This window comes from Novosphingobium profundi, from assembly GCF_020524485.1.
Taxonomy (GTDB): Bacteria; Pseudomonadota; Alphaproteobacteria; order Sphingomonadales; family Sphingomonadaceae; genus Novosphingobium; species Novosphingobium profundi_A.
In genome coordinates this window covers 799231-821555 of record NZ_JAIVLF010000001.1, presented here as the reverse complement: position 1 = coordinate 821555, position 22325 = coordinate 799231, and the positions used below count along the sequence as shown (strand labels likewise).

Genomic DNA, 22325 nt, shown 5'->3' with positions numbered 1-22325 from the left:
TACCACGACAACAAAATATCCTTCTTGGGAGAGAAGACACATGACACGAATGACAGGGCGGGTCGCCCTTTGCACGGCGGTATCGCTGGGCGCCCTGGGCGCAGCACACACGGCCCATGCGCAAGGTTTCTATCTTCAGGAGCAGTCGGTGCGCGCACAGGGCCGCGCGTTTTCAGGCGAAGCGGCCGATACGGGCGTCGAATCCATCTGGTGGAACCCGGCTTCCATTGCCGGGATGGAAGGGGGCGAAGCTTCGCTCCACGCGAGCGCCATCCTGCCGCGCGGCAAGGTGCGCGATGAGAACACGCTGATCGTGCGCCCGGGCACCGCGCCAGCCCCTGTTGGCGGCGATCCGGTCGCCAAGGACCCGATCAACACCGGCGTCCTGCCCTCCGGCGCGATTGCCTATGGCTTTGGCAAGGTCGCCTTCGGCCTTGCGGTCAGCGCCCCCTACAACTTCACCACCGATTATTCGGAAGACAGCTGGGCGCGCTACACCGCCGACAAGACCGAGCTGCGCACCATCGACATCCAGCCGACCATCGCGGTCGAACTGGCCCCGGGCATTCATCTGGGCGCGGGCCTCAACGTCCAGCACGCCAAGGCCGAACTCTCGAACTACCTGCCCAACCTCTCCGCCGCGCTGCCCGATGGGCACCAGCGCCTCAAGGGCGATGGCTGGAACACGGGCTGGTCGGTCGGCGCGCAGATGCACCGCGGCCCCGTCTCGCTTGGCCTCGCCTACAAGTCGGCGATCAAGCACAAGCTCGACGGTACGCTTACCAATTCGGGATTGCTGGGGCCGCTCGCTGGCCAGAACATGGAAGTGGCGACCAGCGCGACCTTCTCCACGCCCTGGCAGGCGATCGGTTCGGTCCGTTACCGTGCGACGCCCGATCTCACGCTCAACTTCCAGGCGGTGCGCGTGGGCTGGAGCGAGTTCGATTCGATTGATCTGGGCGCGCCCATCAACACCTCGATCCCCGAAGGCTACCGCGACATCTGGAGCCTTGCGGGTGGCTTCGACTACGCTCTCGACCCCAAGCTCACGGTACGCGGCGGCGTCCAGTACGGACAGACGCCCACGCGCGATGGCCACCGCGACGCGCGCGTGCCCGACAGCGACCGCCTGAACTTCTCGGCCGGTGCCAGCTACGCGGCCACGCGCAACCTGACGGTGGACTTCGCCGCCTCGTACATCAGCTTCGAGGACGCGCCGATCGACCGCACCACGGCCTCTTACGCGGGAACACCCGCGCAGACGCCGATCCTGGTGGACGGCACCTTGACCGATGCCTCCGCCCTCGTCTTCTCTCTTGGCGCAAGGATGACCTTCTGATGACACGCGCGGCGCAGATGGGCGGCATGGACCGCCTGGCACAGACTTCCTCCCTCCCCGCGGCGGACGAGATGCCCCCCATCGCGCCGCGCCTGCTGACCGACCTGCTCGACCACGCTGTCGAGGTCCACGGGGACTGGCACGCCGTGGACTTCATGGGCCGCAAGTGGACCTACGAGGAGATCGGCGAACGCGCGCAGCGTGCGGCGCGCGGTTTTCAGGATCTGGGCGTCGTCAAGGGCACGCGGGTCGGCCTGTGCCTGCCCAACACGCCCTATTACGTAATCCTCTATTTCGCGATCCTGCGCGTGGGCGGCGTGGTGGTGAACTTCAACCCGCTCTACACCGAGCGCGAGATGGCGCACCTTGTCGAGGATTCGGGCTGCGAGATTCTGGTTACCGCCGACCTCCAGGTCTCCATGCCCAAGGTCGCCGACCTGCTCGGCAAGCACCAGTTGAAGCGCGTCGTCGTATGCTCCTTTGCCGACGCCCTCCCTTCGCTCAAGCGCGGCGCATTCCTGCTTTTCAAGCGCGGCGACATCGTGCCCTTCCCCGAACATGACCTGCGCTTCATCGCCTACGACGATCTTGTCGCGCGCCGCGTCGCGCCCGATCCGGTCGCCCGCGATCCCGATGACCTCGCCGTCCTGCAGTACACCGGCGGCACCACCGGCGTGCCCAAGGGCGCGATGCTCACCCACGCGAACCTCACCGCCAATTCGGCGCAGATGCTTGCCCACGTGGGCCACATGCCCGAGACGCAGGAGCGCACGCTGGGCGTCCTTCCACTCTTCCACGTCTTCGCGCTGACGACCGTCCTCAACTACTCGATCGACACCGCGGCCGAGATGATCCTCCTGCCGCGCTTCGAGATGAAGTCCTTCCTCAAGACCGCGCTGCGCACCAAGCCGACGCAGTTCTTCGGGGTGCCCACGCTCTACACCGCATTGAACGGCGAGGAGACCCACGGTGCCTTTTCCAGCGTGCGGGTGTGCATTTCGGGCGGCGCGCCGCTGCCGCTGGAAGTGCGCCACACGTTCGAGGAACGCACCGGCGTGCGCGTGGTGGAAGGCTATGGCCTTTCCGAAGCCAGCCCGATCATCACCTGCAACCCGCTCGAGGGGGAGGTCAAGGACAACTCGTGCGGGCCCGCCTTCCCCGGCACGACCATCGAAATCCGCGATCCCGACAATCTGGAGCGCCTGTGCGCAGTCGGCGAAAAGGGCGAAGTCTGCGCGCGCGGCCCCCAGGTCATGTCCGGTTACTGGAACCGCCCGGAGGAAAGCGAAAAGACCTTCACCCACGGCGCGCTGCGCACCGGTGACATCGGCTATGTCGATGAGGAGGGCTATCTCTTCCTTGTCGACCGCATCAAGGACGTGATCCTGTGCGGGGGCTACAACGTCTACCCGCGCATCATCGAGGAGGCGATCTACGAGCACCCGATGGTGAACGAGGCCGCCGTGATCGGTATTCCCCATCCCTATCGCGGGCAGGCCCCCAAGGCCTTCGTCGCGCTGCACCCCGGTGATACGCTTTCGGACGAGGAACTGTTGGAATTCCTGCGCGAACGGCTTAACAAGATCGAGATGCCCTCCGCGATCGAATTTCGAGACTCCCTGCCCAAGACCCTTGTCGGCAAGCTTTCCAAGAAAGAGCTCGTCGCCGAGGAAAAGGCGCGCCGCGGCGAAACCGGGGAAGCGGCGTGAACGCGCTGGAGCCGGAGCCCGACGGCGATCCGGCCCCTGACATGCTCGGCATCCAGGAGGCGGCCAGCCAACTGGGCGTCACCATGCGCACCTTGCGCTTCTACGAGGACAAGGGCCTGATCGCGCCCCAGCGCGCAGGCACCATGCGCATCTATTCGCGGCGCGAGATCGGCCGCATGCAGCTGATCCTGCGCGGCAAGCGGCTGGGCTTCACGATTCGCGAGATCAAGGAATTCCTCGACCTCTACGAAGTCGATCCCGAACACGTCGAGCAGATGCGCAACCTGCGCCAGAAGGTACAGGAGCGCATCAAGGACCTGCGCAAGCAGAAGAAGGCGATCGAACAGACACTGGGCGAACTCGTCACGATCGAAGCCGAAGCCAGCGACTGGATTGCCAGGGCCCGGCCGGACACGGAGACAGGCGATGCTGGATAACCCCTCGTCCCTTGCCGTGGCGGCGCTGCGTGACCTGCTCACCATCGAGCGGCTCGACACCGACCTCTACCGCGTTCCGGCCAGCGACACAGAGCCGGGCCGGGTCTTCGGCGGCCAGGTCGTCGCCCAGGCCCTGCGCGCCGCCGCCCACAGCGTGGAAGACGGCCGCCAGTGCCATTCGCTCCACGCCTACTTCCTGCGCGCAGGGGACGTGCGCAAGCCCATCATCTACCGCACCTTGCGCGATTATGACGGCGGCAGCTTCACGCACCGCCGCGTCGTCGCGATCCAGGACGGGCGCCCAATCCTGAACCTTGCCAGTTCCTTCCACCGCGCCGAGGCCGGTTTCGCGCATGCCCAGACCATGCCGGACCTGCCCGCGCCTGAGGACTGCCCCGATCTGGTGACGGCCCTCGCTGCCAGCGGACAGGCAATCTCGTCGGGTTCGCTGGTCAAGCTCGCCGCCTTCGAGGTGCGTGTCGCGCCGGAAGTCAGCGGCTCGGGTGAGGACGAGGCCCTGCCCGCGCAGCACTACTGGGTGCGCATGGCCAGCCCCATGCAGGCCGACCCGGCGCTGCAGCGCGTGCTGCTGGCCTACATCAGTGACTTCGCGCTCCTGCGCACGACCTCGCTGCCGCACCCCACGCAGTTCTTCTCGCCGCGCCTCCAGGCCGCGAGCCTGGACCACGCCATGTGGTTCCACACCGATCCCGATGTCGATGACTGGCTGCTCTACACCATGGACAGCCCCTGGGCCGGACACGCGCGCGGCTATGCGCGCGGCGCCCTGTTCGACCGCAAGGGCACGCTTGTCGCCAGCGCCACGCAGGAAGGTCTCATCCGCCCGGTCGAGGGGTGAAGTCCCTGCAGCGGCACGACTAATCTGCGCCAGGCTACCGCCGCCCCCACATATCGCTCCAGATTGGTCCTAGGTCCAATTGCGAGGATCGCCGCCCGCTTCCTAGGCTCTCCCCACGAATTCGATCCAGGGAGAGATCAAGGATCATGCGCAGATGCTCCGCGATCGCGGCGAGCCTGTGGTGCGCGAACTTCGCCACCGCAGCCCTTGCCCAGACTTATGGCGACGAGGCCCCGACCATCGTCGTCACCGCGCCGGGCGGGCGGTTCGATCTCGACGATGCCATCCAGCTCGACGCGGACGACATTACCCGCAACGGTACGCCGGATCTTCTGGGCGCGCTCACCCGCACCCTGCCCGGCGCCAGCCTGCAGGACGCGCAGGGCAATCCCTGGCAGCCCAATCTTGTCTACCGCGGCTTCGTCGCCTCCCCGCTCCAGGGCCAGGCGCAAGGGATCGCGGTCTACTTGGACGGCGCCCGCTTCAACCAGCCCTTCGGCGATACGGTCGGCTTCGACCTCATCCCGGACGCCGCGATCCGCAGCGTCACACTCGCCGACCCCAGCCCCGCCTACGGCCTCAACGCGCTGGGCGGCACGATGGTGCTGCAGACCGCAACCGGACGCACCGATCCGGGCATGGACGCCTCGCTTGCCGCCGGCCGCTTTGGCGAACGCACGGTCAGCCTCTCGGCCGGGGGCAGCACCGGCGCCTTCAGCTATTTCGGCGCCTTCCAGTCGCGGCGTGAGCGTGGCTGGCGCGATTTCAGCCCATCCGATCTCGTCAACGGTTACGCGGACCTGGGCCTTGATGGCGAGGATGCGGGCGTCCATGTGAAATTCATCGCGGCCGACACGGACCTCACCGGCAACGGCGTGGCACCGGTCGAACTGCTTGCCGCACGCCGCCGCTCGGTTTTCAGCTGGCCGGACAATTCGCAAAGCCGCTATGGCCGGATCAGCGTCCACCCCTGGGTCGCGCTCGGCGCCGAAACCCGCATCGAAGCCACGGCCTATCGCCAGCGCCTCAAGGTCTCGACCCTCAACGGCGATGTCGCCGACATCGAGCGGTGCGAGGACGACGAGGCCCTGCTCTGCCTCGAAGCGGCAGGAGGCGATGACGACGACGAAGATGATGGCGGCGAAGCAAGCTGGGTCCTGACCGACCCTACCGGTCAACCGATCCCCGCCGTCCCGGGCGTCGATGGCTACGGTGTCCTCAACAAGGGCAATGTCCATACCCGCTCGATGGGTGTCCTCGCCCAGATCATCGACGAGCGCGCCTTGTGGACAGGCGAGAACCACCTCGCGCTCGGCTTCAGCTACGACACCAGCACCAGCACCTTTGGCGCGGACACCACCCTCGGCACGCTGACCGAGGATCGCAGCGTCGAGGGATTGGGCGTCCAGATCGTACAGGAAGACGGCGCCATCGCACCCGTGCGCCTTACCGCCACGACCCGCTACTGGGGCCTGTTCCTTGCCGACAGCCTGCCGCTTACCGACACCTTGCGGGCCGAGATCGGCCTTCGCTACAACCGCGCCCGGATCGAGCTGATCGACGGTATCGGCACCGCACTCAACGGCACGCACCACTTCTCCCGCCTCAACCCGGGGATCGAGTTCGACTGGCGCGTGGCCCCCACCCTCACCCTGCGCGCGGGCTACACCGAGACCAACCGCACCCCCACCCCGGCCGAACTCTCCTGCGCGGACGAAGACGCGCCCTGCAGCCTCACCAACTTCTTCGTCGCCGACCCGCCCTTGAAGCAGGTCGTCGCCAAGACCATCGAGGTGGGCGCGGCGGGCCAGATCGCGCAGGGCGGATGGACCCTCGACTGGCTGGCGAGCGGCTGGCGCACCACCAACACCGACGACATCCAGTACGTCGCCTCGGAGGTGCGCGGCCGGGCCTACTTCCGCAACATGGGCTCGACCCGCCGCCAGGGCCTGGAACTGACGCTGAAGGCGCAGAACGGCGGCTGGCGCATCGCAGCCGGGTATGCCTTTACCGACGCGACCTTCCGCCAGGCCCTCGCCGTATCCAGCCCCTCGCATCCCCTCGCCGACGAAGACGGCCAGATCGAGGTACTTCCCGGAGATCGCCTCCCCGGCATCGCGCGTCACGGCGCCACGCTCAGCGCCGACTACGAAGGCGCATTGGGCAGCCGGACCTTCTCGATAGGCGGCGATGTCCTTGCCCGTTCGGGTCAGGGACTGGTGGGCGACGAGGCCAACCTCACCCCGCGTGTCCCCGGCTATGTCCTGGTCCACCTGCGCGCCAGCCTGGAACTGGTCCCGGGCCTCTCGCTCTTTGCCCACGTGCGCAACCTGCTTGACCGCGACTACGCGACCTTCGGCACGTTCAGCGAAGTCGACGAGGTCGACCTTGCCGAAGCCCCGGATGCCTCGGACCCGCGCGCCTATGGCCCCGGCGCGCCCCGCCGCTGGACCCTGGGCCTGCGCGCCCGTTTCTGACGCCCACGCCCTGCCGCGCGGCCTGGGCATCCCATGTATTGAATCGCCCGCATCGGGTCCCCACGTCCTAACTCACGATACGAATGGGAATGGATATGGCCGGTGGATGGTCGCGCGATGGCGCGGTGCAGGATCAGATTGATGACACGGTAAGCGACGCGGTGCGCGGCGCCCGCGCCCGGATGCCCGCTGGCGAGGGGCTCGAATACTGCGAAGAATGCGGCGAGGCCATTCCTCCCCGTCGGCGCGAAGCCCTGCCGGGCGTGCGCACCTGCGTCGCCTGCCAGGGACAACGCGACAAGACGATCGCCCATTCCCGCATCAACCGGCGCGGCAGCAAGGACAGCCAATTGCGCTGATCCCGCTGCCTAGGCGCCCACGGGACCGACCTGCGCCGCGCGATGGCAGGCCTCGGCACCACCCGTTGCCAGATCGAGCGCCTGCACGACCCGTGTTGGAATAGCCGCCACGAACAGCTATGCGGCGAGCATGACGGCATCCGATCTCGAACACCTGCTGATAACCCGCCTCGTCCGGCAAAATGGCGGCACCACCCAGACCTGGCGCCGAGCCGTCGGCAAGGTCATCGTGCGCGACAGGAAGACACACCCGCATTGCAACTGGGATGTCAGGCCTGGTGGCACCGACACCCAACGCGCCGCCATCGAACGCCTACTCGACGAGGTGCGGCTTGAATGCGCCTTCGTGGAAGCCGACTAAACGCCGCACAGGACTGCGCCGCCAGCTAGAAAGAGAGGCCGCTAGGCGCCCTTGTCGGTCGTTGGATGGCGAATTTGGCGCTCTTGTCAGCGGTCAGTCCGCTATACCTTGCCGGCCGGATCGACCAGCGGGCAAGATTAAGGCATGCGGGCTTGAGTTTTGGTCCTCATCGGATGCTCAGTGTTCCGCGTGATAAAGGCATCGACTTCACGAAGTTGTTCAGGGAAAGCTTCTGCCTCGGGAAAGCTGCGATAGCTCCAGAAACGAAAACCGGCTGCCCATAACCTACGAGCCTTTTCCCATTGGTCATCTTCGCGCTTTGCTGGTGAGCGAAAGGTGCGCCCCATCAAAGCAAGCGCCTTGCCGCATTCTGGACAAGTATGCTCACGCCCGCCGGAGCGCTTCCAAGCCTTTCGGCAATCAAAGCAAGCATGCGCGATCAGATAATCTGGGCCGCGATGGTAAGGCACGGCATCCGGCCCAGGCACCTTCCTGTTGCCGATAGAGCGGCGAACTTCCATGCGGTGTTGCTTTTCGTCGGGACGAACCATTCCTATGGTTTGGACTTATCGACCCAGCTTCGCAATGGTACGCGCGCGACCAGCCCGAATTGCGCCCTGGTCGGTCATTACAGGTCAGATTTTTCGCGCCAAGGAGTACTCTAGCCGGTTCATCGGCGTATAGGACGTGGCCCTCTACGGTTCTCCCAGCTTTCCGGGTCGAACCAACTGCAGATCAAATCAGGTCGTGCTCGGTGCAGCGCCTCGAACTCTTTTCGCGGAGCATTAAGCGCGGTCGACAGAATTTTGAGGTTCCTTATGGACTGTAAAGTGAGGAGGTTTTGATCGCCGAGTTTTGTACTCGTTAGGAAAAGCGCTTCCAGTGAAAAGCCGGAAAGAGGTGTGAGGCTTGGAATCAACTTTGAAGTGTCCATGCTTCCTTCAATACCCAGCACCGTGAGTTGCGAAGCAAGAGGGCCGAGCCACTCGAGGTCTGTCATATGCTTCGCATTTTCGATGAACAGACGCTCGAGCTTCGGAAGAGCGAGAAGCGGCGTAAAATCGACAATGTTGCGCGGGGAATTTATCTTCAGGATGCGGAGCTCGGACAATGTGGTCAGTGGGGTGAGATCAAACGCAGTCACAGCGTAGCCGAGTTCAAGGTAATTGAGATTGCCCAGAGCCGAGATCTCTTCAAGAAATTCCTGATTGACGTTCTGAGCTTCGAGCACACTGAGTCCGGTTCGGTGCCCGATGCCGCGATGGGAATTCTTTTGGCGACGGAGCCGAGCACAATCGACGCCGTAGGGTATATCTTCGCCAGTGTCATAGAATATACAATCTGGCCGCAGGGTATGAAGCCAAACGCGATAGTAATCATCGTAATTCAATTCTGTGTTCGGCATAAATCTTCAATACCTTACCACTTCTTGTCAACGCAACGGGGCGTGTGCGGGCAGTCAGAATCGCGCCCTTGTTGGTCGTTCAAGGGCCGATCTGGCGCGCCAGGGAGCGGCTCGTCCGCTTTCCCTTGCGGACCAGATCGACCCGCAGCTCAGATGGGTGGTTAGCGGACATCACAATGCACGTTGGGGATCAGGCGGATCGACGTCATCTGATCCACCTGAAATTCTGATCCGAATGCGCGTAGATGACCATATCCGAAGCCGAAAAGCGTTCCCAAGCCAAGAAATTCAGAAACCTTCCGCCGCCCAACGAACTTCACGTGATAAGCCGCGACAGGATACCGCCCATACTTGCTGATGAACTCACCGGACTTTCGGTTGCTACTGACCATTCTGCCCTCCGCTGTAGTGTCAGATGGATAGTATGCCAGCCAAGGTGCTCGGTCGAAATGCGGCCCACAGGCGTCCGCAACCGTTTGATTTTCGAAGAAGCTCGATCCTTCAAAAAGGTCGATCCAAGTTCCTTCAATCACGCGTGTTCGTTGAACGTACGAAATCGTCCCGATCCAAGCACAAATGACCAGTGCACCGGCGGCGAGTAGCAATGACAGTCTGCGGTACAGCATCGCTTGAGAAGTAGCCGAATGTTCAACGACGGCAATGGGGCGTGTGCCGAAATTCTGCGACGCGCCCGTGTCGGTCGCTTGATGGGCGATCTGGCGCGCCAGAAAGCCGTCTGTCCGGTTAGGCTTGTCGATCTGAGCGGCCATCAGCCGGTATGGGTGGGAAGAGGACATAAAAGGTGTTGCTGACCAATCGTCAGCTAACGCCCCAAGCCTGCCCCTCGTCATCCCAGCTTTCGCTGGGATGACGGCATTTGGAAACGTCCGTTTTCTACCCAAATCAGACGTTAAAAATACGACGCCACTTTCAGGAAAGCGGACATCTTCGTTGCGGCTTCCTTCTAAGCCACGCCAGCCGCATGCAGACATGATCGCAGCGTACCCGCAGCGGTTCTGGGAAGGGCTGAGCTTACCCTAAAACCCCGTGAGAACGCCTGGATAAGGAAGAGGCTTCGACACCGCGACTGCGGCTTCATTGGCTTTTGCCTTGGCAATCCGCAGCGCGTCATTAGCGGCATTGATTGCATCCGCATCGTCGCCAGCTGTCGCCGCGGTGAGCGCCCGCCCTTTAGCTTCCACATCGAGCATTGCTGTTAGATATGCAGTGTCATTGGCGGTAAACTCAGGGCTTGGCGCAAGCGCTTCTTTCACCCCTGTGCCTGCAGCTTCGGCTTGCCCCTTGATGGCAGACGCGATGGCCTGCCCAAATTTGCTCGCGCTTCTCACGACAACAAACCGCATTTGCACGTTGGTAGCACCGATGGCTTTACCGCCTGGAGTCATATCCGCGTCGATCTTTCTCGCCACGGCCAACGCCTTTTCAGTTTCCAAAAGCTTCTCGATTGCGGCCCGCTTTTTTGCTTCGGCGTCAGCTCCGGTCGCACGCTGCGCTTCGGCAAGTTCGGTAGCTGCTTGGAGCCGTTCCGCTTCGCGCGTTCGCACGGCAAGGATCTCCGTATTGTAGCGTTCCACGGTGCTTTGAACGGTTCCCGCAGTTGGTCTAGGCGGAAGCCATACACTAGCCGAATTAGCCAAGTCCCGTGGCCCAAGGGGGGGGCCCGGTTCCATCTGCGGCAACTGTATACGTGCTCCAGCAAAGGCCGTCCCAATCGTTGGTTTTTCGGCATCAAAAGCGGGTGTAGCCAATGTGACATGGAGTTCAGTCGACTTTTTTCCACGCCGCGGCGCGCCGCTTAGCGCTTCTCGGTACCAGAGTAGATAGGGCCTAATGACAAGGCCTTCAGGTTCCTGGAATAGAACAGCTTCGATATAAAGCTTGGGCGATCTCTCAATGCCGAGATTTTTGACCCGATTGGTAATCCTCAGAATCTCATTTCGACTCCCATCTGACTCTGGATCCTGGAAGGCGGCCCCACCCTGAAGCTGAAAAGGCGAGAGCTGGACTAGACTTTCAACGAAATCGCCCGATGTCACTGAACCTCCGCTATTCCGGCCACGAGATTTGGGCGGATCGGATGGAACAAACAAAACGAGACATTTTGCTCTGGGTTGGAAGACGGCTTGGCGCCACGTGAAATCCGGAAACTCGACGCCGTCATCATTGCTTGAAATTTCGATCTGCTGTTTCTCGATGGTGCCCGAAAAGAAGCCAGCGTCAGCTTCAGCGACAAACCCTCGCTCCTTTGAGGCTTCGTCGAGTGCGTTGCCAAGGGTGGTCACGCCAGACTTCACGAGGTCACCCGCAAATCCGGCAAACAGGGTCGTCAATAGGCCGCCAAGAAACTCAGTGCTCCTAGCCCTGTCCAAATCGAGATTTCCTTCGAGCGTCAGCGGGCAGGTTGGAGCTAACACCTCGCCTTTCGCGCCATAGGAAGCCTGCGTTACGCGAAGCTCGGCCGGACTGATTGTTTCGGCACGCTGCGCGTACACGGTGCTCGGAAAGCAAACAGCAAGAGCCGTGAACCCAAACGCTTTCGAGATTAGGTTGCGAACCGTCGCCATGTCAGTTCTCCACTGTTATCTGTTCTGCACTCAGCGCCATCGTCGTGTCGGTGATATCGTAGTTCGAGGGACAACTTCCGCCATTGTTCCTGCTGCCGCTAACAAGGCCGTATACGACCAGATTCTCGCTCGAAGCGTCAGCATTGAAGATGGGAGCGCCGGAAAATCCCCGGATAGTCTGGCAAGCTATCTGCAGGCAGCCCGAAGCCGACATCAGCGCTTGGCACATGCCGGGCTTCTGGAATCGCAAGTGCCTGAAATGAGCAGGAGTAGCGCGGCCAAGCTGTGTGTCACCCCCGAAAGGATAATATTTGACGATATTTACCTCGCGTGGCGAAGGGAGTTTTTCCAATCGGATTTCCGGAAAATCGAAACCCTCGGCATCATCTAACCGAAACACCACCCAGTCCTTCTGGACCTCATCGGTGGGCCTGGGATTGCCATTCACGAAGGAAACCAACTGACCTTGGAAACTCCCATCAGCGGCAGATACAGTAAATTTTTTACCTGAGGCATCGTCTAGACAATGGCTCGCGGTGATGAAGAAGCTAGGACGATAGAACAGTCCGCTGCATCGAATGATGCCGTCAGCCGCAAAGAGGCCAACCGCGCTCAGAATAGCAAGCGATGAAGTTTTGCGTGCCGTCTGCCTGGGGTCATCGGCTCCCTCTCCTAGACGCGGCGCGAAACTGCCAAGGCAATGGAGGTCAAACCGCGAGGAAACCTGGGAAGAGGGTGTGCCAGATTTGTAGTAACGGCGGAAAGTCCGCGCGGCAGGCGCGCATTCTGGATATACTGTACCGGCCTTTAAAAGACCGACCGCCGCTCCCTGCAGCGCATTTCCTTCTCGGCAGAGAATTTGCGCGAATGTGCCGGTACGTTGACAATGGTCCAAGATCAGTTCCTGACCATGTTGCTTGATTTGCTTGCCGGTCACTTGCAGATCGACTGGCATAATATATGGATCGACCATCTGAGGAATGAAGTCATCGACCGGAAGGTCGGGTCCATCGCCATCGTAAACGAATATCGGGCGCCCATCATCGCCGGTCTGAATATCGATCACGATACGATCCGGCAGCTGCATTTGTTGGATTTGCTCGAGTGCGACCGCATCTGGGCCTTGTAATTGCGGCCTCGCGCCGAGCGCATGCTCTTGTGCTTCTGCAGCATTTAATAGAAGCACGGTTGCAACAGCCGCTCCAATAGCACTCGTCCTGAATACCATTGCCCACCCCCCTCGAGACAAATACCCAATCATTGATCGAGCACTTCATACAGTAAAACTATTAAATATATTTTCAATTTGTTTTTCAAAAAAACTATGGGTGCATGATTATAGATCAATATATCCAATAATTTTTGGCGAATCGCAGGGGGCATTCCGGTGCATACCTAGGAGCAGTATCGTTTCGGAAACACCAGTTTCGACAGCCCCTCCTTTTTTGACGTGCATCAAGCAATTTCCGCTTCCCAATTTAAATGACCAATACCAGACAGTCCGCAATCGGCCCAAGAAAGACGAGGCCATCGTTCATGGAAGGGCATGGAAGGACAGGATTGCGCTCGACAGTTCTGGGAGCCCGAGGGCGATGGCCCTCGGATTCCATGTCTTTCCGGCGGACTTGAACCCAGATCCGGGTGGCGCGGCCGCAGGTAATCGCCCCACCGCGCGGCGCGATAGGGTTTTCCTACACCCCGGCGCCTGCGCTATGGTCGCGTCAGGCTATCGCGTCGATGGTCACGGGCAAGGAGAGAGGTGCGTGTCGCCCAACAAGGCAGGTCGGGATTGCGGGGCGCAGTGGGACGACTTTACAGCGGGTGACAGGTGACACGGCTTTCCCTCTGGACCGTGTCAACTGTGTCAACCTTCGTGTCACCCTCGCGCGGCGAGAGGGACATCCGCGGCCGCAGCGCAGGAGGATCTTCCAACCTGGCACCCCGAAGCTCCTTCAGTTGCGCGCGAAGTTCACAGGCATCCGTTTCGTCCCACCGGACAACTTCGCCTCGGCATGAGCGCTGTCATCCTGTTCACTGCATGAAAGCGCGCGGCGCCGGGTCTTCGTCCGGGTAGGTTTGCCCTTATGCTTGGCGGGCCTTGAGCCTTTTGCGAGGCGTATTTCGGGAGGGTCGAACTACCATGCCAACTGCGCGCCGCACGTTCGTGCGCCCAAACGTCAAACCGGCCCTTGCTCTTGCTGCAGCTCTGGCGCTTGCCCCCATGCCCCTGGCCGCGAGCGCGCCGGAAGAGGCGCCGGAGAAGGCGCCCCCGGCGGCCAACCCGGCGCGCCAGATCACAGGCTATCCTGCGCTTTACGGGATTGCCGGCGCCAAGGAGCGTAGAGGGCTTCCCCTGGCAGATGCCGCCACCCGCACGGCCGCCGCCACGCGCTATTGCGCGGCCATCGACTACGCCGCGCGCACCGATTCCGATACGCTGCTGGTCTGGCGGAACGGGCAACTCGAACTCGCCCACGATTTTGCCCCGCACACCGCAAACGCGCGCAGCTGGTCCGCCTCGATGGCCAAGACGCTTACCGCCGTGGCTCTTGGCATCGCCATCGAGGAAGGGGCGATCGCCTCTGTCGACACCCCGGTTTCCGAGGTCCTGACCGAGTGGGACGATGCGGCCCACCGTGCGATCACCTATCGACACCTGCTCGAGATGACGAGCGGACTGGAACACCCCGCGCCGGGAAGCGCAGGAGCAAGCGCGCTCGTCGGCGGCGAGGACGCGGTGGGCGCTGCGCTCGTGCTGCCGGTGGTCAACGCGCCGGGCTCCACCTTCGACTACCATACCGTCAACGTCACCTTGACGATCGAGGCGATCCACCGGGCGAGCGGGGAGCCCTTTGCCCGCTTCGTCTCCACCCGTCTGTGGCACCCCCTCGGCGCGGCCGACGCGCTGATCGCGGGCGATGCCAGCGGGCACGCCACGCCCTCCATCTACGCCCGGGCCCGCGACTGGATGCGCCTTGGCCTTCTCATCAAGACGCGGGGAATGTGGCACGGCAAGCGCCTCGTTCCCTCCCGCTGGATCGACGCGATGACCAGGCCGAGCCCGCGCAACGCCAACTATGGCTGGCTGACCTGGCTTGGCTCTCCCGAAGGCAAGGGGCGCTCCTACGGCCCCTATGTCGCATTCCAGGCCCGCCATTCAGCTCCCTTTGTCGCCAGGGACATGGTCTATCTCGACGGATTTGGCGGCCAGCGCGTCTACATCTCGCGCGAGGCGGATACGGTCATCGTGCGCACCGGCGGGATGTACGTGAACTGGGACGATGCGGCCCTGCCCAATGCGGTTCTTGGCTCTGGCCCGACCTGCCCGGAAAATACGGCAGCACAAAATAAAGATATATCCAATTTATAATAAATATAACCAAAATAGACACGATTACTCATTATTAGCCACAATAAATCTTGCCGATAACGATTCATTATGCAAAATTTAAGCAAGATAATGAACGCAATGCAGAAAGACGTTGGTCGTGTCCTCATCTGCCGTAAACAGCCGACTTCACGTCCTCAATTGCATCCGCCGTCACAAGGCCATCTCGCGTGTTGAGCTTGTCACGGAAAGCGGACTTTCGGCAGGGTCCATCTCGAACATTACCCGCGAACTCGTCGACCATGGTATCGTGCGCGAGATCCGCGAACCCGCCGAAGGCCGGGGGCGCCCGCGCCTCGCGCTCTCGATCAATTCCGAAGCCGCGACCATGGCCGGCATGCTGCTCTATCCCTCCGGCTGCCTGCACGTGCAGATCACCAATCTCATGGGGGATATCCTCGAAGAGGCAGACTATCCCCTGCCCCCCGCGCTGGCCGGAGGCGCGCTGGCCGACACCCTCGCTGAATGCCTGCGCAGCACGGTGGCGAACTTGCGCTGGGACCTGCCGCGCCCGCATGCCGCCGGGGTCGGCTTCTTCGGAACGGTCCAGGCCGCCGCCGGCATCCTGCACTGGCTGCCCCCTGCGATCCCGCAGGCCGTGCCGATACAGGACATGCTGGAGCGCCGCCTCGGCATCCCCGTATTCATCGACAACCAGGCCAACGTGATCGCCCGTGCGGAATGCTGGCGCACCCCGGAAGAGGGCATCGGCCTTCGCCATTTCCTGCAGGTCGGCCTCGATCTCAGTCTCGCGACCACGCGCGACGGGGCCGTGCTCGTGGGCGGGCGCGGGGTGAACCCGGAATTCGGCCACGTGAAGACCAGCCTGGCCGAAGGGCTCCCGTGCTGGTGCGGTGGCAGCGGCTGCCTGGGCACGGTGGCCTCGGTTGGCGGCATTGCGCTTCGCGATGCGGCAATGGCCGCGCCCTCCCACGACGAGGTCCATGCGCTTGCAGCTCACTTCCCCGAGATCGCGGAGCGCGCACGGGCCGGAGAAAACAAGGCGCGCGCCCTGTTCGAGGATGCCGGTACGGCGCTCGGGCTCTCGCTTGCCAACCTCGTCAACCTATCCAATCCCGACGCGGTCCGGGTCATCGTCGAGGAACCGGCCTGGATCGAGCTGGCCGGTCCGGCCCTCACCCACGCCTTTTCCCAGAACCTGCTCAGCTTCCTTGGTGAAGACTTCCCCCTCACCCTGTGCCAGGACGACCGCTCGACCCATGGCCTGGGCGCCATCGCGCTGGTGGCCGAACGCCTGTTCCAGGACGAGCCCCTGCCCGACTGGAACTGAGCGCCCTTCCTCGACAACTCAGCAGTAGTCGAGCGTCAGACTGGTCGTGCGCTTGAGCTGCTGCATGATGACGAAGGTGCGCATGTTGTCGATGAGATCACCGTCGAAGAGCTTGGCGTTCACGAACTCGCTGTAGGATGCCAGATCGCGGGTGTGGACCTTGAGCATGAAGTCGATCTCGCCGGTCGTATAGTCGCACGAGACCACTTCGGGCAGCGCCTCCACCCGCTCGCGAAAGGCGCTGACGATCTCGGTCGACTGCGAACGCAGCCGCACCGAGACATAGGCCGAGATGCCCAGGTTCAGCTTCTCGGGATCGAGGATCGCCGCGGTGCGCTGGATGTACCCTTCCTCGCGCAGGCGCTGGAGGCGGCGCGAGCACTGCGAGGGTGAGAGGTGGATACGGGTACTCAGTTCGCTGGGGCCCAGCTCCCCGTTCAACTGCAGGATTTCCAGGATACGCCGATCGAAGGAATCGAGCCGGTCCTTGGCCATGGTTACTCCCCCCTTCCAGATCAGGGCGCACGGGCCACAGGACGTGTGACGCGAACGCTGCGAATGCGCACAGCATGCACGGAAACACAACCTTACGGCGATCTGTTGCAGATTTCCAGAAAAACGCGCGTAATAGACAAACCCAGCGCACGCGCCTCCCGATAGAAGCACGCTCTCCACCCCGCTTCACCAACAACCGGAATGTGACGTGCTCTTCGACCGCTTCGACCTGCAACCCGACGATCCCCTGCTCGCCCTCATCGGCGAAGTGCGCGCCGATCCGCGCCGCCACCGCCTCGACCTTTCGGTCGGCGTCTACCGCGATGAAGAGGGGCAGACACCCGTCATGGAGGCGGTGAAAGCCGCCGAGGCGCAGCTTGTCGCAGGCCAGGCCAGCAAGGCCTATCTCGGACCAGCCGGTGATGTGCAATTCTGCGCGCGCATCGCCGATCTCGTGCTGGGCACGCGCTCCGGCTGCCAGGTCGCGGGCCTGCAGAGCGTGGGCGGGACCGGCGCGCTGCGCCTCGCCGCGCGTCTGCTGGCGGTAAATCCCCGCCCCCACGGCTCCGGGCCGGCGACGATCTGGCTGGCGAAGCCGACCTGGGGCAACCACGTGCCCGTCTTCGAAGGAGCCGGCCTTCGCATCCGCACCTTCGCGCATACCGATGCCATGGGCACTGCGCTCGACTTCGCAGCGTGGTTGGAGATGGTGGAGCGCGCGGAGCCGGGCGATGCCGTCCTCCTCCAGGGCTGCGGCCACAACCCCACAGGGATCGACTTCACGGCCCAGCAGTGGGCCACGCTCGCCACGCGCATGGCCGACAAGGGCCTCTTCCCCCTCGTCGATCTGGCCTACCAGGGCTTCGGCCTCGGGCTGGAAGAGGACGCCGCCGGGGTGCGCGCGCTCGTCGAACGCGTGCCCGAGGCGCTGATTGCGGTCTCGTGCAACAAGACCTTCGGGCTCTACCGCGACCGGGTCGGCGCGCTGCTGATGACCGGCTTGCAGGCCGCCCCGCTCGCCAAGGCCATGGCCATGGCCAAGGCTCTGGCGCGCGGCGAATACTCGATGCCGCCCGACCACGGCGCGGCCGTCGTGCGCACGGTCCTGGAAAGCGCGGACCTGACCGCCCTGTGGACGCGCGAACTGGACGCCATGCGCACGCGCTTGATCCAGACCCGCAAGGCTATCGCCGCACATCCCCTGGCGAGCGATCTCGGCCTTACCGGACTGGCCGATCAGAAGGGCATGTTCTGCCTGCTCGGCGCCGGTCACCGCGTCGTTCAGCGCCTCAAGGACGAGAGCGCGATCTATGTCGCCCCCGATGGCCGCGTGAACCTTGCCGGACTGCCGCTTGCGCGCGTCGACGATTTCCTCGCGGGGCTCGCCTCTGCGTCCCGCGCGCCGCAGCCCGAGATGGCGCTGTGAGCCGCCCACTGCGCACCTGCATTTTCGGTGGCGGCGCGGTCGGCTCGCTTGTCGCCGCGCGCCTCCAGAGCGCGGGCAAGGCCCCAACCGTGATCGCGCGGGGGCGCCGCCTCGAGCAGTTGGAACGCCAGGGCATCACCTTTGCCGATCCGGCCCTGCCGCCCATCCCCGTCACCGCGCTCGACGCGCAAACCGCGGCGATGGAGGGGGGCTGGGACGTCGTGTTCCTTGCCCTCAAGGCGCAGGCCATTGCCGCCTCGCTGGAGGAGATCCGACCGCTCATCGGCCCCGCCACGCGCGTCGTCCCGCTCGTGAACGGCGTACCCTGGTGGTATTTCCAGCCCGAGACGGTACGCGCCGTGCGCAGTGTCGATCCGGCAGGCGCGCTGGTGGACGCCTTCGATCCCGCGCGCATCATCGGCGCGGTAGTCTACGTGGGCTGCGCGCTCGACAGCGTGAGCGGCGATCTCACCTCGAACGGGCGTGAGCGCCTTGTCCTGGGCAGCATCGCGGATGCGCACGCAAAGACCGAAGCGCTTCTTGCCGCCCTGTTCGAGGGCTGTGCGATCACCATCCAGCCGACCCGCGAAATCCGCCGCGAGGTCTGGTCCAAAGTCGCGCTCAACCTCGCCAGCAACCCGCTCTCGGTGGTCGCCAACGCGACCGTGGGCGAACAGTTCACCTCGCCCCACCTGGCCCGCATCACGATCCCGATGCTGGAGGAGTGCATTGCGCTCGCCCGCGCGCTCGGCGTGGAGCCCAGCCTGACGCTCGACGAGATGGTCGCCATCGGGCGGCGGATGGGGGCCTATTACACCTCGATGGCGCAGGACTATGCGCGCGGAGCAGAACTGGAGATGGGCGCGATTGCCCATTCCGCACTGGAACTCGCAGCCGAGGAAGGCGTGGCGATGGACACCACCCGGACCGTTGCCGACATCTGCGGCTTCCTCTCCGAACGCGAACTCGCCCGCACCTAAGCCGCTCCGGCAGCGACATAAAAAGGTCCGCAGGAAGCGCGCTTCCTGCGGACCTTTTCGTATCAGATCACTTCGAATCTCACTGCTGCGCGGCGGGAACCGCGGGCGGCGGCGGCGGCGTCTCGTCGGTCGCGCCCAGCTGCTTCCAGTTGAGCACCGCGTTGTAGAGCATGCGGAACTCGCCCCAGTTCTGCCAGCGCCAGACCGGGTTGGTCGCGAACATCAGGATGCGCCCCTCGCCCGAGGGCACGTTGATGATCGCCGCGTTGTCCTTGAGCTTGTCCCCGTCGCGGATGAAACCGCTCAGGATGCTGTCCTTGCCGCCCGGATAGGTCATCAGGACGTCGCCCTTGAGGCGCTCGGGCACGTAGTAGGTCGTGCTCTGGGCCCAGCGCAGCGGCAATTCACCTTCGGCCAGTTCGCCGCCCTGCACCTTGCCGCCCTTCAGTTCCCCAGCATAGCCGTAGAAGATGGGGCTTTGGGGCTTCACCACCTTGCCCTTCACGATCGGGCCGGGCGCGTAGAAGTTTGCGGGCGGGGCCTTGGTCGCGATCTCGCTGACAAAGCCATACTCGATCGGCACCTCGCTGGCGCGCCCCGTGGTGATGAGCGTACCGCCTGCATCCACGAACTTCTTGAGTTCGGCAAGGCCCTCCAGCCCCATGCCGCCACGGATATCGGGCGAGGAACCGTAGTCGCCCGAGAAGCGGTACTGGTCGGTCTTGGTGTAGGGCAGCGGCTTGCCGGTCATCGGGATGTCAAAGACGATGTCCTTGGTCGAGCGGCCCTGCTGGGGCAGGATGATGACGTCGTAATCGGCCCGCAGGTTGCCCTGGCGCACGCGCTCCTTGAACAGGAGGTCGTAGTCGATTTCCTGCTGGTCGAGCCCGTAGCGCAGCCAGCCCACATCCTGCGTCGACCCCCAGGTGCTGAAGACGCCGAGACGGGGCAATTCGCTGGCGTGGGTCTGCGCCTTGTCCGCCGCGCTGCCGATCCCCACCGCGTCGAGCGCGAGGCTCTCGACCAGCGGCTTCAAGGTGTCATAGGCGGTGCCCGGCACGAGGAAGGAGCCTGCCGGAATGGTGGTGCCGCCTGACTTGAAGGCATCCTCGACGATCTCGACACCGTCCACGTCCGCCAACCTGTAGCGCAGCGTCGCCATGCCCACCGCGCCCGTGTCGAGCACGGCATAGGTCTTCGCGCCCGATCCGGTGATCGAGCCGCGCGGGGTGTAGCTGTCCACCGCGCGCGTGGGCACCGAGAGGATGTCCTCGTCCGCGCTCTCCACGATCCTGGCGTGCGCCATCAGGCCCATGGTCCAGGCCGCATCGTCGTAGGTGCCCACGTTCTCGTCGGGATAGTTGTCCTGGACCCGCAGCAGGATCTTGGCGAGACGGCCGTAGGGCTGGTCAAGCTTCACGATCAGCGAGCCCGCCGGGTAGGTGCCCTCCTTCAGCTTCACTTCGCGCTCGGCCTGGCCGATCTCGATGCCCTGAAGCTGCAGGATGTCGGTCACGAACTTGACGCGCGTGGGATCGGCCTGGCCTGCGGGAATGATGAAGCCGTAGGGCGCTTCACCCGCGCCGACCTTGATGGCATCCCGGCTCTTCTTGTAAAAGTTCTCGAGGATTTCTTTCGGAAAGCGCGAGGTCATGTCGAGCGCGGTAAGGACGCCCGTTTCCATGAAATTGGTGTTGTTGCGCAGCGACCACATGACCTCCTTGTAGGGAGGATTGGGGCGGTACCACTTGCGCGTGGTCTGGTCGCGGCCAAGGCCCGAGGCCGGGTCCGGTGCGACATGGCGGTACATCGTTGTCGCCCCGCCATTGCCGAAGGTCTCGTACATGCGCAGCATACCGTTGTGGTTGGACGACATGAAGGCGAGGTAGCCCGGCGTCCAGGCATCGACATAGCCGTGGGTCCACACACCCGGCATGCCATACTTGGTGAGCTGCGCCATCTCGTAGTTGGAGAACCAGGGCAGCTCGGCGAAGAGCAGCGGATCGAGGTCCGGGTTCTGCGGCGCCATGCCCGAATAGATGTAGAGGAAGGGCACCGATTCATGCAGCTCGTGCATGATCGGGGGGTGCCATTCCAGGTACCACTTCATCAGCTCCTTGGCGCTCTTGTCCGACAGATTGATGTCGCGATTGTTGTCATGGTAGATGTACTTACCCCAGTACGGCGGGCCGCCCGGCTTGTTGCGGTCGTCGCGCTCGTCGATGAGATTGCGGTAGTACCAGTCGACATAACGGTCGCGCCCATCCGCCTCGAGCACGGGGCTGAGCGAGACGATGACGTTGTCGCGGATACGCTGGAAGGTCTCGCTGTCATCGGCGAGCAGGCGATAAGCCAGCTCCATGAGCATTTCGGGCGGGCCGGTCTCGGCGCTGTGGAGGCCTGCGGAGATGTGGTAGATCGGCGGCGTCTCGGCGATGACCGCCTTGGCCTCCTCTTCGGACACACCGCGCGGATCGGCCAGCTTGGCAAGGCCCAGCCGCGTATTCTCGATGTCGGCCATGTTCTGCGCCGACGAGATCATCACGATGATGTTCTCGCGCCCCTCTTCGGTCTTGCCGATTTCGACGATCTTGACCCGGTCGGGCGCGGCCTGTGCCAGCGCACGGTAGTAGCCCACGATCTGCTGGTAGTAGTGCAGCTTGTTGGGCGCGCCGATGTGATCGCCCAGCACCTCCTTGGGCGAGGGGATGGTCGAGGATGCAGGCAGGTGATCGACCAGCGGGCTCATGAACTCGGGCTTGGTGGTCCAGGACTTCACCGCCGCGGCATAGTCGCTGTCCATCGCCGGTGCGCTTCCGGCCTGCGCATGGATTTGCGCTGCACTGCACAGCAGCAGGGCGCCGAGCGCGCCCACGTGACTCTTGCGGAACATGAAGCCTCCTGTTGTCCCTGTCGTGCAGACGGTGGGCTGGCCGCCGGGAAGCGGCCGGGCGTGCCCTGCGATCTGTCTGCAATCCCGGCGCGCACCCTTGGCGCGCTTCGCCCCCGATGCAACCGGTTTTCATGCGACTTTCCGGAAACTTGTCTGCTTCCCGGACGTGCGCCCCGTCAAATCGCGCAGATTCTCGCCAGACGAGGACAAAACAGGCGTCCTTTTGCGCATTCGTGCACGTTTGTTGCGCAAAGCGACCCGACCAAAGCCTCCCGCAACAAGTCGACACGCGATCATGCCATCATTTTGTTGCGCCCTCCC

General features: G+C 63.4%; 18 protein-coding genes. 11 read left to right on the top strand and 7 right to left on the bottom strand.

The window, feature by feature from the left end:
- Positions 1–40 precede the first annotated feature (40 nt).
- From LC060_RS03540 to LC060_RS03510, 7 genes are all read left to right on the top strand, one after another.
- Positions 41–1339, top strand: coding sequence for an OmpP1/FadL family transporter (locus LC060_RS03540; RefSeq protein ID WP_226632760.1), 1299 nt, complete (start codon positions 41–43; stop codon positions 1337–1339).
- Positions 1339–3048 (top strand): long-chain-fatty-acid--CoA ligase, encoded by a 1710-nt coding sequence (locus LC060_RS03535; protein WP_226632758.1) that lies wholly within the window; start codon positions 1339–1341, stop codon positions 3046–3048. Before LC060_RS03540 ends, LC060_RS03535 begins: the two co-directional genes overlap by 1 nt.
- Positions 3049–3089: 41 nt before the next feature.
- Positions 3090–3485, top strand: coding sequence for a MerR family transcriptional regulator (locus LC060_RS03530; RefSeq protein ID WP_226633609.1), 396 nt, complete (start codon positions 3090–3092; stop codon positions 3483–3485).
- Positions 3475–4344: an acyl-CoA thioesterase II gene (locus LC060_RS03525; RefSeq protein ID WP_319005400.1), complete on the top strand. Its 870-nt coding sequence runs from the start codon at positions 3475–3477 to the stop codon at positions 4342–4344. Before LC060_RS03530 ends, LC060_RS03525 begins: the two co-directional genes overlap by 11 nt.
- Before the next feature lie 146 nt (positions 4345–4490).
- Entirely contained in the window at positions 4491–6821 is a 2331-nt protein-coding gene (locus LC060_RS03520) for a TonB-dependent receptor (protein WP_226632756.1), read from the top strand.
- Between the two features lie 95 nt (positions 6822–6916).
- Positions 6917–7180 carry a DksA/TraR family C4-type zinc finger protein gene (locus LC060_RS03515; protein ID WP_226633606.1) on the top strand — a complete coding sequence of 88 codons (264 nt, stop codon included), beginning with the start codon at positions 6917–6919 and terminating at the stop codon, positions 7178–7180.
- A gap of 130 nt (positions 7181–7310) precedes the next feature.
- Positions 7311–7541: a hypothetical protein gene (locus LC060_RS03510; protein WP_226632754.1), complete on the top strand. Its 231-nt coding sequence runs from the start codon at positions 7311–7313 to the stop codon at positions 7539–7541.
- Positions 7542–7678: 137 nt separating this feature from the next.
- Here the strand turns inward: LC060_RS03510 and LC060_RS03505 are convergent, their stop codons facing one another.
- From LC060_RS03505 to LC060_RS03485, 5 genes are all read right to left on the bottom strand, one after another.
- Positions 7679–8062: a hypothetical protein gene (locus tag LC060_RS03505; protein WP_226632752.1), complete on the bottom strand. Its 384-nt coding sequence runs from the start codon at positions 8060–8062 to the stop codon at positions 7679–7681.
- A gap of 149 nt (positions 8063–8211) precedes the next feature.
- Positions 8212–8946, bottom strand: coding sequence for a hypothetical protein (locus tag LC060_RS03500; protein WP_226632751.1), 735 nt, complete (start codon positions 8944–8946; stop codon positions 8212–8214).
- Positions 8947–9107: 161 nt separating this feature from the next.
- Positions 9108–9938, bottom strand: a complete 831-nt coding sequence (locus LC060_RS03495) for a hypothetical protein (RefSeq protein WP_226632750.1) — start codon at positions 9936–9938, stop codon at positions 9108–9110.
- Positions 9939–9983: 45 nt separating this feature from the next.
- Entirely contained in the window at positions 9984–11531 is a 1548-nt protein-coding gene (locus tag LC060_RS03490; protein ID WP_226632749.1) for a hypothetical protein, read from the bottom strand.
- Between the two features lies 1 nt (position 11532).
- Complete coding sequence (locus tag LC060_RS03485) at positions 11533–12759, bottom strand: trypsin-like serine peptidase (RefSeq protein WP_226632748.1); 1227 nt, start codon at positions 12757–12759, stop codon at positions 11533–11535.
- Positions 12760–13671: 912 nt separating this feature from the next.
- Here LC060_RS03485 and LC060_RS03480 point away from each other — a divergent pair.
- Both LC060_RS03480 and LC060_RS03475 read left to right on the top strand, forming a co-directional pair.
- Entirely contained in the window at positions 13672–14901 is a 1230-nt protein-coding gene (locus LC060_RS03480) for a serine hydrolase domain-containing protein (RefSeq protein ID WP_226632747.1), read from the top strand.
- A 118-nt stretch (positions 14902–15019) separates the two neighbouring features.
- Positions 15020–16210, top strand: a complete 1191-nt coding sequence (locus LC060_RS03475; protein WP_226632746.1) for an ROK family transcriptional regulator — start codon at positions 15020–15022, stop codon at positions 16208–16210.
- Between the two features lie 18 nt (positions 16211–16228).
- On the opposite strand, the gene LC060_RS03470 is transcribed toward LC060_RS03475, so the two are convergent.
- A complete protein-coding gene (locus tag LC060_RS03470; protein WP_226632745.1) occupies positions 16229–16705 on the bottom strand; it encodes an Lrp/AsnC family transcriptional regulator in 477 nt (158 codons plus the stop codon).
- A gap of 208 nt (positions 16706–16913) precedes the next feature.
- Between LC060_RS03470 and LC060_RS03465 the strand changes: the two genes are divergently transcribed.
- Entirely contained in the window at positions 16914–18131 is a 1218-nt protein-coding gene (locus tag LC060_RS03465) for an aromatic amino acid transaminase (protein WP_226632743.1), read from the top strand.
- Positions 18128–19111 (top strand): ketopantoate reductase family protein, encoded by a 984-nt coding sequence (locus tag LC060_RS03460; RefSeq protein WP_226632742.1) that lies wholly within the window; start codon positions 18128–18130, stop codon positions 19109–19111. The genes LC060_RS03465 and LC060_RS03460 overlap by 4 nt, the downstream gene beginning before the upstream one ends.
- A gap of 79 nt (positions 19112–19190) precedes the next feature.
- On the opposite strand, the gene LC060_RS03455 is transcribed toward LC060_RS03460, so the two are convergent.
- On the bottom strand, positions 19191–22004 hold the full coding sequence (locus LC060_RS03455; protein WP_226632740.1) for a M14 family zinc carboxypeptidase: 2814 nt from the start codon (positions 22002–22004) through the stop codon (positions 19191–19193).
- Between the last annotated feature and the right edge of the window lie 321 nt (positions 22005–22325).

Coding starts and splice junctions, on each gene's coding strand:
- LC060_RS03540 (WP_226632760.1), top strand. CDS start 41: ATGACACGAATGACAGGGCGGGTCGCCCTTTGCACGGCGGTATCGCTG.
- LC060_RS03535 (WP_226632758.1), top strand. CDS start 1,339: ATGACACGCGCGGCGCAGATGGGCGGCATGGACCGCCTGGCACAGACT.
- LC060_RS03530 (WP_226633609.1), top strand. CDS start 3,090: ATGCTCGGCATCCAGGAGGCGGCCAGCCAACTGGGCGTCACCATGCGC.
- LC060_RS03525 (WP_319005400.1), top strand. CDS start 3,475: ATGCTGGATAACCCCTCGTCCCTTGCCGTGGCGGCGCTGCGTGACCTG.
- LC060_RS03520 (WP_226632756.1), top strand. CDS start 4,491: ATGCGCAGATGCTCCGCGATCGCGGCGAGCCTGTGGTGCGCGAACTTC.
- LC060_RS03515 (WP_226633606.1), top strand. CDS start 6,917: ATGGCCGGTGGATGGTCGCGCGATGGCGCGGTGCAGGATCAGATTGAT.
- LC060_RS03510 (WP_226632754.1), top strand. CDS start 7,311: ATGACGGCATCCGATCTCGAACACCTGCTGATAACCCGCCTCGTCCGG.
- LC060_RS03505 (WP_226632752.1), bottom strand. CDS start 8,062: ATGGAAGTTCGCCGCTCTATCGGCAACAGGAAGGTGCCTGGGCCGGAT.
- LC060_RS03500 (WP_226632751.1), bottom strand. CDS start 8,946: ATGCCGAACACAGAATTGAATTACGATGATTACTATCGCGTTTGGCTT.
- LC060_RS03495 (WP_226632750.1), bottom strand. CDS start 9,938: ATGTCTGCATGCGGCTGGCGTGGCTTAGAAGGAAGCCGCAACGAAGAT.
- LC060_RS03490 (WP_226632749.1), bottom strand. CDS start 11,531: ATGGCGACGGTTCGCAACCTAATCTCGAAAGCGTTTGGGTTCACGGCT.
- LC060_RS03485 (WP_226632748.1), bottom strand. CDS start 12,759: ATGGTATTCAGGACGAGTGCTATTGGAGCGGCTGTTGCAACCGTGCTT.
- LC060_RS03480 (WP_226632747.1), top strand. CDS start 13,672: ATGCCAACTGCGCGCCGCACGTTCGTGCGCCCAAACGTCAAACCGGCC.
- LC060_RS03470 (WP_226632745.1), bottom strand. CDS start 16,705: ATGGCCAAGGACCGGCTCGATTCCTTCGATCGGCGTATCCTGGAAATC.
- LC060_RS03455 (WP_226632740.1), bottom strand. CDS start 22,004: ATGTTCCGCAAGAGTCACGTGGGCGCGCTCGGCGCCCTGCTGCTGTGC.